This is a genomic window from Paenibacillus kribbensis (genome assembly GCF_001705305.1).
GTDB lineage: Bacteria > Bacillota > Bacilli > Paenibacillales > Paenibacillaceae > Paenibacillus > Paenibacillus kribbensis_B.
The window spans coordinates 248,942-261,993 of the sequence record NZ_MCBP01000009.1 but is presented as its reverse complement, the minus strand read 5'-3'; the positions used below and the strand labels follow the sequence as shown (position 1 = coordinate 261,993).

13 protein-coding genes and 1 rRNA gene are annotated in these 13,052 nt (G+C 45.5%); all 14 read right to left on the bottom strand.

The window, feature by feature from the left end; all coding sequences use genetic code 11:
• Positions 1-83 (bottom strand): 16S ribosomal RNA (locus tag BAZ21_RS17570); the annotation flags it as partial.
• Positions 84-604: 521 nt separating this feature from the next.
• Positions 605-1,483 (bottom strand): nucleotidyltransferase-like protein, encoded by an 879-nt coding sequence (locus BAZ21_RS17565; RefSeq protein WP_068503526.1) that lies wholly within the window; start codon positions 1,481-1,483, stop codon positions 605-607.
• A gap of 106 nt (positions 1,484-1,589) precedes the next feature.
• Positions 1,590-3,308, bottom strand: coding sequence for a glycosyl hydrolase family 18 protein (locus tag BAZ21_RS17560; RefSeq protein WP_068503524.1), 1,719 nt, complete (start codon positions 3,306-3,308; stop codon positions 1,590-1,592).
• A gap of 179 nt (positions 3,309-3,487) precedes the next feature.
• Positions 3,488-3,919, bottom strand: coding sequence for a peroxide-responsive transcriptional repressor PerR (gene perR / locus BAZ21_RS17555; protein WP_068503522.1), 432 nt, complete (start codon positions 3,917-3,919; stop codon positions 3,488-3,490).
• A 108-nt stretch (positions 3,920-4,027) separates the two neighbouring features.
• Positions 4,028-5,431: a DUF4097 family beta strand repeat-containing protein gene (locus BAZ21_RS17550; protein ID WP_068503520.1), complete on the bottom strand. Its 1,404-nt coding sequence runs from the start codon at positions 5,429-5,431 to the stop codon at positions 4,028-4,030.
• A gap of 7 nt (positions 5,432-5,438) precedes the next feature.
• Positions 5,439-6,038, bottom strand: a complete 600-nt coding sequence (locus BAZ21_RS17545) for a hypothetical protein (RefSeq protein ID WP_068503554.1) — start codon at positions 6,036-6,038, stop codon at positions 5,439-5,441.
• Positions 6,039-6,121: 83 nt separating this feature from the next.
• Positions 6,122-6,835, bottom strand: coding sequence for an MgtC/SapB family protein (locus BAZ21_RS17540; RefSeq protein ID WP_068503519.1), 714 nt, complete (start codon positions 6,833-6,835; stop codon positions 6,122-6,124).
• Positions 6,836-6,894: 59 nt separating this feature from the next.
• Positions 6,895-7,356, bottom strand: a complete 462-nt coding sequence (locus tag BAZ21_RS17535; RefSeq protein WP_068503517.1) for a GNAT family N-acetyltransferase — start codon at positions 7,354-7,356, stop codon at positions 6,895-6,897.
• A gap of 140 nt (positions 7,357-7,496) precedes the next feature.
• Positions 7,497-8,942, bottom strand: a complete 1,446-nt coding sequence (gatB, locus tag BAZ21_RS17530; protein WP_068503514.1) for an Asp-tRNA(Asn)/Glu-tRNA(Gln) amidotransferase subunit GatB — start codon at positions 8,940-8,942, stop codon at positions 7,497-7,499.
• Positions 8,943-8,968: 26 nt separating this feature from the next.
• Positions 8,969-10,426 carry an Asp-tRNA(Asn)/Glu-tRNA(Gln) amidotransferase subunit GatA gene (gene gatA / locus BAZ21_RS17525; protein ID WP_068503511.1) on the bottom strand — a complete coding sequence of 486 codons (1,458 nt, stop codon included), beginning with the start codon at positions 10,424-10,426 and terminating at the stop codon, positions 8,969-8,971.
• A gap of 27 nt (positions 10,427-10,453) precedes the next feature.
• Positions 10,454-10,741, bottom strand: coding sequence for an Asp-tRNA(Asn)/Glu-tRNA(Gln) amidotransferase subunit GatC (gene gatC, locus BAZ21_RS17520; RefSeq protein ID WP_068503508.1), 288 nt, complete (start codon positions 10,739-10,741; stop codon positions 10,454-10,456).
• Positions 10,742-10,983: 242 nt separating this feature from the next.
• Positions 10,984-11,370: a hypothetical protein gene (locus BAZ21_RS17515; protein WP_043891290.1), complete on the bottom strand. Its 387-nt coding sequence runs from the start codon at positions 11,368-11,370 to the stop codon at positions 10,984-10,986.
• 181 nt (positions 11,371-11,551) lie between these two features.
• Positions 11,552-12,625, bottom strand: a complete 1,074-nt coding sequence (gene tnpB, locus BAZ21_RS17510) for an IS200/IS605 family element RNA-guided endonuclease TnpB (RefSeq protein WP_068503505.1) — start codon at positions 12,623-12,625, stop codon at positions 11,552-11,554.
• A gap of 3 nt (positions 12,626-12,628) precedes the next feature.
• Positions 12,629-13,033 (bottom strand): IS200/IS605 family transposase, encoded by a 405-nt coding sequence (gene tnpA / locus BAZ21_RS17505; RefSeq protein ID WP_141694994.1) that lies wholly within the window; start codon positions 13,031-13,033, stop codon positions 12,629-12,631.
• Positions 13,034-13,052 lie beyond the last annotated feature (19 nt).

The following is a 13,052-nucleotide window of genomic DNA, read 5'->3' as shown; positions in this document are numbered from 1 at the left end:
GCTTCTACATAATCCCGCTCGACTTGCATGTATTAGGCACGCCGCCAGCGTTCGTCCTGAGCCAGGATCAAACTCTCCATTAAAGACCAACCGAGGTTGGTTATAGAAAGAGCGATTAGCTCACGTTGAATCTGACGAGATAAAATATCTCAATGTTTGCTTCGATTTCATACAGCCTGAAGGCATGTACCAAAATCTCAGCGGTGGATTTTGCAAGCAAAATCCGTACTCACTCGTTGTTCAGTTTTCAAAGATCAAACCTGCATTATGTCTTGCCTTTGTTCTTGCTTTGCTTCACCACCGCGTCTCAGCGGCGACTTAAATAATGTAACACATAACCCTGTTTTTCGTCAAGCACTTTTTTAAAATTTATTTTTCACTTAAATTTTCGCTTGATGCAACACGCTTATCCTGCTTTAAACAGTACTAAATTATTCATGCTGCTTCATGGGGCGAGTTATAACTTATCACATATTTTATATACTCGTCAACCTAAATTAATAATTAATATGTGGTTTTAAGCCACCTCCAACTTTAACCGTATAAAAAAAGGAAGAAAAGTCAGCTCGACGACCTTTCTTCCTGAAAAATCAGCTCTTATTCATCAAATAAGAGAGTAGCGCAGTTCACGACTATGTCCGTGATCTCTAAAGTTCCCAGCAGCTGATTCTTTAATAAGTGAACGATACACCAGTTTGCGGAGCACGACGGTAAGATCCAATTGGAGATTTTTTAGCTCAGGATGATTAATGAGTTCATCTATAGACCAAGGCTCCCGTCTGCTCCCTAATATACGGAATAGCGGGGAAGAACACTCTTTCATTTTAGACATGACTGAAAATTCGCAAGCAAGCAGTACCAGCTCAATCCGCTGCTCCAACGTTTCCGTACTTAATGTGAGCTCGTTATACAACTTATAGACCGTCCGATCCAACGGCTGTACCTGAAGCCATAAATGTACCTTCGGATATATTCCCCGCTCAATGAGTTCAATTGAGGCCCAATGATCCAACGCCTTCAAAACACTTTGATACGCGTCAATGGTTCGACCTTCTCGCATCGCCTTTTTACCATGAACGTAATTGACCAGAAAGCGAGAAAACTCATGAAATCGCTTCTGCTCCCGCAACGGATCGTTGAATTCGACAATTTCCTCTCTTAAAAGACGGACCCTATCATCCCGCTCCCAAACGATACGACCTTCCAGCAAATAATCTATAACGTTGGCTTGTTCACCAGCGATAATCCAGCCCTTCAGACAAGCAAGTGTTGCATACAGCACCTGACATCTTAATCCATCAATAAGTAAATGCTGTATGAACCGGGCTGGCTGCTGGCCTTCTCCAATAATTAGAATGAGTTCATCAAAATCGTACAACATCGCTCCGTGAAAATACTCTCCCGGCTTTCTGTACGAAATAACTCCTATTGAATTTTTCTGCAACAATTCATCATACATCAAGCTTAATTTGGTTTGCTGCACTTCTCCCTCCATACCTGCAAGGCGGCTCAACCGCTAAATTTGGATATATGTGAACACTTCTACATAAAGAAGCAACTTCCTTCTTCAATTGTATAATTTTTTATGCTTATTTACTTATTTCTTTTAAAGTTTCCCATGCGTTTTCATCTGCAAAGGTCCGATTCCACACACCAATCCCTCCGAGTTTCAAGGATTTGGCAAGCTCCACTCTCGCCTCCAGAGACACCCGATCCTCCAGCCAAATCTTTTTGACCACACCGTCTTCAGTATACTCCACATAATTTTGGCCTTCCGAAGCTCTGAATTTAGGCTTTAACTTAAATTTTTCCACGATGGCCGCTGCTGAATCCATGCCAAGTGATTTGGAGCTAACCTTAATTTTCCCTTTTTCAGGAGTCTCGGACCATACACGGGTATATAATGGAATTCCCAAAACTACTTTTTGCGGCGGGACCTCGTCCTCCTGAAGGATTCGCTTAATTGACGCTTCCGTCCACGGTAGCGAGGCTACAGAACCTGCCTTGGGACTGGCAGCCCAATGTTCATCATAAGCCATTACCATAAGGTAATCTGTAATACTTCCCAATGATTTTCGATCCAAAAAAGCAGACCACATCTCACTTTGAGATTTGGGCGTAACATCAACGGACAACATCAAATCATGTTCCCGAGCCATCGGCTTAAGCTCCCGCAAAAATTGGGTAACATTAGGGCCGTCCTTCGTATGAACATTTTCAAAATCAATATTAATGCCGTCCAGATCATATTCTTGGGCAAATGAAATCATCTGATCCACAATCGACTTTCGCCGTTCGAAGGTAGATAATGCTTCTGTTGTTAATTCGGGATTAAAGCTGTTGCTCAGCAAGCCCCATACCTCCATCCCTTTGCGATGCGCCCAACTGACATAAGCCGGATCAGCCTTGCTTTCTACAGTACCCTCCTGATCAATGACACTGAACCATGTGGGACTCACTACATTGACCCCGGGCATAGGATTAAATGTAGAAGGATTAGGCTTACGATTATAGACGGCCTCCCAAGCCAGATTAACTGGTCTGCCCTCCCAATGCTTCTCCGAGATGGACAAAACATCCTTAACTGAAGGCACCGCAAGCTCTCCCCCTTCAGAAACATTGTCCACCTTAACGTATCCTGCATAGCCATTATCCAATTGAACAAAATACCAATCGCCCTGTTTGGACCAAATACGTACCTTCGTTTGCTGAGATATATCTGTCAAAATAAAAGATAGGCTGGAGGCTTCTTTACGCAAAGCGATTTTAGCATCCTGCTCCCCATCTTTCTTTTCTACACTTCCCAGTTTGACTTTATCCCCGGCTTTCATCAGGATGACTGCACCAGTCACCGGATCTTCGTGAACGGACACACCGTATACTTCACGAACAGCTTGTATAGGGATGTACAACTCACTGCTAATTACTTGTGGGGCAGCGGTCAGGGCATATGCTTTACCATTCAGTTCTCCTTGTGTCTTCGCAACGTTCATGTGGAGCAAGCTTTGTCTTGTCGCCAAAATGATGGTCTGGTTCTCATCCTCATATCGAATTGCAGGATCAATTTGATTTTGCACTAGCTTGAGCGGAATCAGCATATTCTTGCCAGAGCTCTGAGCCTCATACCCGGTTAACTTGCCCTGGATAAAAATAGGACGCACACTACCTTGCCAATCGGGTTTCTCATGCAAGGGATTACCATACCTTACGACAGTAATAGTGCAGATGATCGCTGCGAACAGTAGCAAGCCTGCCGCTCCTTTGAATCGTGAACGCTTACGGCGGCGTCTGGAATGATTTCTGGCCAATATCGAACCTCCATTATAGAAACTTTGGATTTCTGGATATCGTAATTCTAAGAGAACACTTTTAAAAAGTGATTTAAACAAAAAAACGCGGTAAATCCCCGCTTATGGGGAATCCCTCACGTTTCCAACCTATTACAATATATACACACCCTACCAAAAAACTTATATTCCTTGTTTCGCTATATTTGTTTGTTGTTACAATCTTTGCATACTCCGTATAACTCCATACGATGTCCACGTACCTCGAAGCCTGTCTCCAACGCGGCATGGCCTTCCACATCAGCCAAATACGGATAACTGAAATCTTCAATCTTCCCGCATTTTTCGCAAATGATATGATAGTGCTCCGAAACATTAGCATCGTAACGACTGGCGTTATCTCCATAGGTCAACTCATGTACCATACCCGCTTCTATAAACATCTTTAAGTTATTATAAACCGTAGCCACACTCATGCTTGGAAACTTGGATTCGAGTGCTCGATATATTTCATCTGCAGTCGGATGCCCCATAGATTCCATCAAATAGTTTAATATGGCATGGCGCTGGGGTGTTATGCGTACACCTGTCTTCTTCAGAAGTTCCAAAGCATGCTGGACGTGTGCTGCCATATATGTCCACCGCCTTATCCCTTACTTACGATTCTATCCATGTATAACCCATCTATTGACAACCCATTTTAAACATACTCACATTGTACGGTCTACCGAAGTTTCTTGTCAACGCGCCGTAGTATTATCAGATGTCTCTGTGGAGGTATCAGTAACAGAAGCTTCCGAACTATCTGGAGAGCCTTCAGATATGCCAGGCACAATCGGTTTTCCGGACTCATCCAAACCAGGCAACGTCGGTATCAGTAACCTTTTAATCATTAAATTACTGTTCCCCTCTACGTTGATCACATATTTGCCTGTCCCATTTTGGCCTGAAATACTTTTACTGTCTATTTTAAATGGAAACTCGGATTGAAGATTGCCATAACTGCTGGAGCCCTCTAACTGAAAATCTCCGTTCGACGGAAGATCTAAAGCAATATCACCGACGGCGCTGTATATTTTCCAATCCCCGCCTACCTGCTCGCTATTCACCTTGATTGCACCATTAAGCGAATTTGCATTCAACTTGGCTGTAGAGTCCAGCACATTGATGTCACCATTCTGCGTATCCGTTGTGATATCCCCTTTTGAGCGTGCAAGCTGAATATCGCCTACCACCGTGTACAGCGACACGGCTCCTTCAATATCCCCTGCCTGCATGTCGCCACGGTTTGTTCGCATATCCACGTCTCCGGTAATCCGGTGCAATTTGACCTGACCATTCAGGGTGGACCCTTTGACATTACCGATAGCATCAGTGACTACGAGATTCCCATTGCCGCTCTCAAGCCGGATGCTGTCGATGGCATCTACACCGTTCAGGGTAATATTCCCGTTGGAGGTTCTGATCTGCATATTGAAGCGCCGATCCTCCGGTACTGTAATCAGCATATTCATACGGGGCTGACGCTTGCTGGATGCTCCATATGGCTGAACCTCCGGACGGATCTGGATGGTCTTGCCGTCAGTGGAAGCCAGTGAGGAAGCTTGGGCAATCTTGTCCGCTTGGGCAGCAGGTGCTTGATCCACCCACAGGGTCCCACGCACCTCTATATTGGACACAGGTCGTCTGATCAGCGTTATATCACCATTAACCGATTCAACCACCAAATCGGACGTCTGCATGGTTACAGGCACCAGCACACCGCCCATATCATATCGATTCTCTTTGGCCTGGCTAAAATCCATGGAGGCTGACGTCAGATTGAGACTGACCCGGTTCCACAGGTACATATAATGATTCTGCTGGGTCACGATAAAAACCGAAGCAGCTACTACTAAAGCAGAGATAATCCCTTTCAGATCTGGCCTGAAACGCCGACCATTGTCAGACTTGCCCTCTTTGCGGTAGTACACACCAAAAAAAATAAGATATTCCAATCCCCAAAGCACGAAAATGACAGGCCACCATACAAGAAGCTGAAGCATATATTCAGTATTTTGAAGCACATCTACGATAAGCAGAACACCTACAGCCATCAACAGAAGCGATGAGGTGTAGCGCCCGACTCTTATTTTGCGGTGCACGCCAGCCTCACCCTCTTTCCTTCAATTTTTTCCGCTTAAAGGACAGGACAATTTCCCGCAGAAAAATGAATACACCAATCAGTATTAATAAAATAGCCAGCGTCAGGAATCCATAATCCTCAAAAAAAATGCCCAGCCAGCGAGGCTTCATACGAAACAGAATCATAAGTCCACCGCCTGCGACCAGCAGTACAGCAAAAGCCAAGCCTCTCTCCCATGCATAAAAAGGACTGCTTTGGTGACCTCTGGCATCCATTCGTGAATAACGATCCGGCTTGCGACGATAACGAACCATATAATCCGCTGATTGTAAGACGTCATACACATTGTAAAAATATAAGACAGGGATAAATAATCCAAGCAAGATAAGCAACGGGATGTTGATCCTTAGGCCGTCAGAGGAAACATACAGCATCGCAAAAATATCTAACAGGAGCAATACAATAAATGTAAGCCCCCTAATAAACAATCCCAAAAATAGATGCCCCAGTCCAGGTATTAATGCCGCCATGATAATGGCAATCACTTTGCGAAATTTAGTGTATTTTAGACGCTTCCCCTGTAAGGGTTGTTCCGAGTTCATACCATCCTCCCCTTTGAATTCCATACGTGTTCCATTGAAAATGCATTGATGGTTAAATAGTACCCCAATCGGATTTAAGAGTAACTGGGAAAAAATGTGGTAACCCATCATTCTACAGAAACTGCCGCTACATCTTCCCACTGTCGAAGCTCAGCGGCAGTACGCACTGGATCAAAATCGCGGCTGGCCAATACTTCCAAAGAGACCTCCATACTTTGCCGATTAGGGTGCACTTCATGAAAAGGGACATGCTCATGTTCTTTAATCGTTATTTTGCGTATTTCTACTTTTTCTTGTTTTAAATAATTCGAAATTTGCTCCAGTAATCCATGAGAGGACAATCCGTACAAAGTAATCAGGTGACGTGTGCGTCCACGCATATACCGCAGTTCGATTTTGTTAAATACCCATAAATTCAAAAACACAAGCACCGTCGCTGCGATGGAAGGAAAATAAAAGCCCGCACCAACACCAAGGCCAATGGCTGCCACGACCCAAATAGAAGCGGCAGTCGTTAAGCCAGTAATGGATTTGCCTGTAAACATAATTGTTCCTGCACCCAAAAAGCCTACTCCAGTAATCACCGCCGTAGCCAGACGAGCTGGATCTATACGTACATTGGCTTCTTTAATAAAGTCCGAAAAGCCATAAATGGAGAGCAGCATAATCAGTGTCGAGCCAAGGCTGACCATAATATGAGTTCTCAAACCGGCAGCGTGATTGGAGCGTTCGCGTTCAATGCCAATAAATCCACCGAGAAGCATGGACAGTAAAAGCCGTAAAATGATATGTGAATCATCGATAATCCACGGATTATTCATTTGAGTCTCTCCTCCCGGTTGTGTCGTGCTTCCCTCTCCGAGTGCGCGGTTTGTGAGCATTATTCCACGTTATGCAGATGGTAGGTGGTTAATTCCACGCCTGGGGCAACCTCAGCCGCTGACACAGGGCGAAAGCCGTGTTTACGATAAAGTGCAACCGCAGGAGTATTTAAAGTTCCTGTGGAGACGATAAACAGCGGTATATGACGATGTTCATTCAAAACATGCGCCATTAAGGAGTCCGCAATCCCTTTACGAAAATGATCCGGATGAACCATCATACGCGTAAGAGTAAGCGAATCGGGCGACTCAGACTGCACAGCCAGCGCGCCTAACAGCTCACCATCCTCCATCCAGCCGTAAAAGGACTCACCACAGCTTTTCAGCGTATCAAATGTATCCATGAGGGGCGGGATCTCCTCAAACCCAATTAGCTCCGCCTCCAGCCTATAAGCAACGTGCTGAAGACGCCATATCTGGCTTACGATATCATCGTCTTTCAATGAACATAGGGTAACCATCTGTTTTCCCTCCTAAAGGAAACTCATAATGTGCCATCACGCTTCTAAAGCTCGTTTTCCGTTTTCATTCAACAGTTTCTCTCGTCTATGCAAAAAGAGGCCTGTCCCTAAAAGACAAGCCCCCAGTCAAATCTATGCCATTAGCGGTTCAGCACTTCTGTCAGCAACTTATTGGCGAGGCCAGGGTTTGCTTTGCCCTTGCTCTCCTTCATCACTTGACCGACCAGGAAGCCGATGGCCTTTTGCTTGCCGGCTTTGTAATCCTCAACCGATTGCGGGTTAGCCGCTACAACCTGTTCGACGATCGTCAGGACCGCGCCCTCATCACTGATTTGCACAAGCCCTTTTTCTTCAACAATTTGCTGTGGAAGTTTGTCACTCTCCAGCATTTCCTTGAAGACCGTTTTAGCAATTTTGCTGTTGATCGTCCCCTTCTCCAGCAGTCCGATCATTTCACCCAAGCCCCGACCTGTCAGCTTAACCTGTGACAGCTCTACACTGGCACTATTCAAATAGCCGAGCAAATCCCCCATAATCCAGTTGGATACTGCTTTGGCATCCTTGGTGTATTGAAGGCTATCCTCGAACAAATCAGCCAATGGCTTGGAGGACGTAATCACCTGGGCATCATACTCAGGTAACCCATATTCCGAAGTGTAGCGTGCTTTACGCTGGTCAGGCAGTTCAGGAATCGAAGCACGGATGCACTCTTTCCATTCCTCATCAATATGCAGTGTAACGAGATCCGGGTCCGGGAAATAACGATAATCATGCGCCTGTTCCTTGCCACGCATGGACAGGGTTTTACCTTGGGCCTCATCCCAACGACGTGTCTCCTGTACAATCGTTCCGCCTTCCTCCAGCATTTGCTCCTGCCGGAACTGCTCATATTCCAGTCCACGCTGTACGCCACGGAAGGAGTTCATGTTTTTCAGTTCCGCTTTGGTTCCCAGCTCTTTTTGTCCATGCGGACGAAGACTGATATTCGCGTCACAGCGAAGTGAGCCTTCCTCCATCTTCACGTCGGATACATCGCAATACTGCATGATAGCACGTATTTTTTCCAGATAAGCCTTGGCTTCTTCCGGCGAAGATATGTCCGGCTCCGAAACGATTTCGACCAGTGGCGTGCCGACCCGATTAAAATCAACCAGAGACGCATAGCCGCCATCCACATGGGTTAATTTACCTGCGTCTTCTTCCAGATGCAGTCTGGTAATGCCGATACGTTTGGTCTCACCGTTCACCTCAATATCAATCCAGCCGTTCTCGCCGATGGGTTGATCATATTGCGAGATTTGGTAAGCCTTCGGTGAATCGGGGTAAAAATAGTTTTTGCGGTCAAACTTGCTCACATCAGCAATGGTACAATTGAGCGCCATCGCTGCTTTCATCGCATAATCGACGGCCTGACGGTTCAATACTGGCAATACCCCTGGGTGTCCGAGACATACTGGACATGTATGTGAGTTGGGCGGCGCTCCGAAGGATGTCGAGCATCCGCAAAATATTTTAGACTTCGTATGCAATTCCACATGGACTTCAAGTCCGATGACCGTCTCATATTTGGATGTAGTTGTAGACATAAATGGTTTCCCTCCTTTTCGATAAATTACAGCTGTGGACGCTGCTTGTGAAATTCGGTATTTTGTTCAAATGCATGCGCTACGCGCAGCACGGAAGACTCATCAAAGGCTTTCCCGATAATTTGCAGTCCGACCGGCAGTCCATCTGCAAGACCACAAGGAATGCTGATGGCTGGTACCCCGGCCAAGCTCACCGGAATCGTCAAAATATCGTTCAAATACATTGTCAATGGATCATCCACCTGCGAACCGATTTTGAATGCAGTTGTCGGTGCGGTAGGTCCGATAATAACATCATATTGCTCAAATACACGGTCAAAATCCTGTTTAATCAGCGTGCGTACTTTTTGAGCTTTCAGGTAGTAAGCATCATAGTACCCGGAACTAAGGGCATAGGTCCCCAGCATAATCCGGCGTTTCACCTCAGGGCCAAAGCCCTGCGTGCGTGACTGATGATACAGATCAAGCAGGTTGTCAGGATTATCAGAACGTACACCGTAGCGCACACCGTCAAAACGGGCCAGATTGGAGGATGCTTCGGATGAAGCCAGCAGGTAATATGTAGCTACCGCATATTCGGTGTGAGGGAGAGACACCTCTTCCCATACCGCGCCCAGTCCTTCCAGCGTTTTCAGTGCATCCAGCACTTTTTCCTTAACCTGTGGATCGACGCCCTCACCAAGGTATTCCTTAGGTACAGCAATGCGAAGTCCTTTTACATCTCCGGTCAAAGCGTTCAAATAATCAGGAACATCAACCTTCGCAGAAGTGGAGTCCTTCTGATCATAGCCTGCAATCGCCTGCAGGACATACGCCGAATCCTGAACATTTTTGGTGATGGGTCCAATTTGATCCAAAGAGGAGGCAAAGGCCACCAATCCAAAACGTGATACCAGACCGTAGGTTGGCTTCAGACCAACTACACCGCAATAAGAAGCGGGCTGGCGAATGGAACCGCCTGTATCGGAGCCAAGGGTGAAATAAGCCTCACCCGCTGCTACGGCCGCTGCTGATCCCCCACTGGAACCGCCAGGTACACGTTCCAGATCCCATGGATTACGCGCCGGGAAAAAGCTGGAGTTCTCGTTAGAGCCGCCCATGGCGAATTCATCCATGTTCATTTTACCAAGTGTTACGGTTTGGGCTGCTCGTAATTTGTCGACAACCGTGGCATCGTACACAGGGTTAAAATTTTTTAAAAACTGACTGCCGCATGTTGTACGCAGCCCTTCTGTCACGATATTATCCTTAATACCAACTGGCAGGCCAAACAACAACCCGCGTTCCTCTCCCGAAACCAGCTGATCATCCAGCTGACGTGCGGATGCACGGGCCTGTTCCTCGTCAACGGTGATATAAGCCCTGATCTTGTCTTCCCGCGCACCAATCGTCTCCAGAGCGTGTCCCACCAGATCACTCACAGAAATTTCCTTTTGATGCAGCTTGTTATGTATTTCCGGCAATGTATTATTGAACAAGCTCAATTTGCATCCTCCTTTCAAATGTAAAATCTATTCCAGAACAGCAGGAACTTTAAACTGTCCGTCTTCTTCTTCAGGTGCATTGCGCATGACTTGCTCCTGCGTCAAACTGTCGCGAACTTCGTCGTCCCGCATGACATTGCTGACGTGCAGCACATGAGTGGTCGGTTTTACCTGCTCCGTATCCAGCTCATTCAGTTTCTCCGCATAATGGAGAATGGCGTTCAATTGCCCTGTCATCGTTTCTTCTTCGTCCGCGGTCAGATTCAACCGGGACAGCTTGGCTACGTGACGGACATCTTCCATGGAAATGTTCATACAATACCCTCCTCATGTATATCAAAAAATGCTGCACCGAACTTTGAAATAACGTTTTTAATTATAGGATAGAACCTTTTACAATTCAATCTTTGACGCGGCACAGAAGCATACTGTACGCCAATGAGATAAATATTGCTAAACGGATATAAAAAAAGCACCTCTCGGTGCCTTTCACGAAAACTATAGGAACGAGATCGTGCCGTTATATATTCCTAAAAAGAGTCGGCAGTGGCCGACTCCTATATCCAAGCACGTAAATTGACTTGTTTGATAAAATCAGCCTGTGACAACAACTCTGCCGCGGTTTCTTCTTCCTCAGCCTCTACCGAATCAAGACCACCGTTCATCACATGCTTGAACAGTTTCTCATTATGAGTAGCAAGGGCGTAATCTATCAGCGCTTCACGCTCAATTCGCTCGGCTTCCAGCTTCAGAATACTTTCTTCCAGCTCGATGTCCCCGGAAGGTACAAAAAAGTTGCGATTCACCTTCGGGACGCGAATGACATAGTCAAAAGCATTGTCCGCATTACGATCGTAAGCAATGATAAAACCGTGTTCGCCCACAGGAAGATTCTGCTCAAAAGCATCCGCGACGATCATAATTCTAGCTCCTAAATGATGCATCGTTAGCCCCCCCGTTTGTCTGAACTTATCTGCTAAGTCTACTAAAAAATAAGTAGCTTGTCTATATCATCTATAGTCGTGAACTACACACCACCTAAGAGGTGGGTGCTTCTTAGTCAATAGAGCTACTGCTCCAAGTTTACCCAAGCTTACAGGCTAGTTCCTAACCCAATAGATGCAATTACAATGCGAGTTTCAGCAGATTATTGGCAGCGTTCACGTCCCGATCATGATGTACATTACAGCTTGGACAAGTCCATTCACGCAAGCCAAGATTCTTCACGTCTGCATTTTTGTAACCGCAACATGAGCATAATTGGCTACTAGCGTAATTTTTGGGTGCAATCATCAGATCACGTCCGTACCAGTTCGCCTTGTACTCAAGCATCGAACGGAACAAGCTCCATGATACTTCACTTATCGCTTTAGCAAGCTTGTGATTCTGCATCATGTTCTTTACTCGAAGGTCTTCCATGACAAAGACTTGGTTTTCGCTAATCATCTTGGAAGATACTTTGTGCAAAAAGTCCTGACGCTGATTGGCTATTTTTTCATGCAATTTGGCAACTTTCAGCCTATCCTTGTGTCGGTTATTGCTTCCCTTCTTTTTGCGTGACAAGTCCTTTTGCAATTTTGCTAATCGCTTTTCAGACTTGCGAAGGTGCTTAGGATTATCAATGATTTCTCCCTCGGAAGTCATAGCAAACACCTTTAGTCCAAGATCAATACCCATCTTATTCGCAAGCTTAGGCATAGGCTGAATATCCGTTTCCACTAGTAAGGACGCATCATATTTGCCTGACGGTGTTTTGCTTACGGTGCATGACTTGATCAGCCCAACGAATGGACGGTGTAACTTGATTCTGATTCTGCTTTTCAGCTTAGGAAGCTTGATGTAATCGCCTTCCACGCTGATCGTGCCCTTCTGATTATTCGTTGTATAACTGTGGCTGTTCGTCTTCTTGCTCTTGAATTTCGGGAACCCAACGCTCTGATCACGGAAGAAATTCTTATATGCCTTGTCCAAGTTCAGTTGAGCATTGGCAAGTGCAAGGCTATCTACTTCTTTCAGCCAGTCAAATTCCTTCTTGTATGTAGCAGGCGTATTCTTGAGCATGGTTTCAGTCTTCTTGTAATGCTCGATCTTATCCGCAAGCATTTTGTTGTAGATGAACCGAACGCAACCAAACACTTTTGCAAGGTACTGTTGCTGTTTGCCTGTTGGATAGATGCGATACTTATAGGCTTTCAGCAAGTCCTATCCTCCTTTCTGACCTTGTGTTTCGATATACTTCTTGATCACGTTTATCGGTGCTCCACCCGTAGTAAGCAGGCAATAGGAACGTGACCAAAAATACTCTTTCCACAAGAATTTACGAATGATAGGGAATTCCTTCTTGATCAATCTTGACGATGCACTCTTATAGGCATTCAGAAACTTGGAAATGTCCGTATTCGGATGCGTCTTCATGAGGATATGAACATGATCGCGGTCATGGTTCCATTCCTGCAAGGTAACGTTGTAATTAAGCTGAATGTACTCAAATATCTCTTTCAGACGTTCGGATATTTCAGCATTGATTACCTTTCTGCGATACTTGATTACTAGAATTAGGTGATAATTGAGCGAGAACACTGAATGATTATTTGAGTCTAATTGCACTGATAACACAACCTTTTAT

Excerpts from the sequence above, each read along its gene's own strand:
- gatB (WP_068503514.1), bottom strand. The coding sequence starts at position 8,942 with ATGTCTACAACTACATCCAAATATGAGACGGTCATCGGACTTGAAGTC.
- perR (WP_068503522.1), bottom strand. The coding sequence starts at position 3,919 with ATGGCAGCACACGTCCAGCATGCTTTGGAACTTCTGAAGAAGACAGGT.
- BAZ21_RS17515 (WP_043891290.1), bottom strand. The coding sequence starts at position 11,370 with ATGCATCATTTAGGAGCTAGAATTATGATCGTCGCGGATGCTTTTGAG.
- BAZ21_RS17535 (WP_068503517.1), bottom strand. The coding sequence starts at position 7,356 with ATGGTTACCCTATGTTCATTGAAAGACGATGATATCGTAAGCCAGATA.
- BAZ21_RS17545 (WP_068503554.1), bottom strand. The coding sequence starts at position 6,038 with ATGGAATTCAAAGGGGAGGATGGTATGAACTCGGAACAACCCTTACAG.
- gatC (WP_068503508.1), bottom strand. The coding sequence starts at position 10,741 with ATGAACATTTCCATGGAAGATGTCCGTCACGTAGCCAAGCTGTCCCGG.
- BAZ21_RS17540 (WP_068503519.1), bottom strand. The coding sequence starts at position 6,835 with ATGAATAATCCGTGGATTATCGATGATTCACATATCATTTTACGGCTT.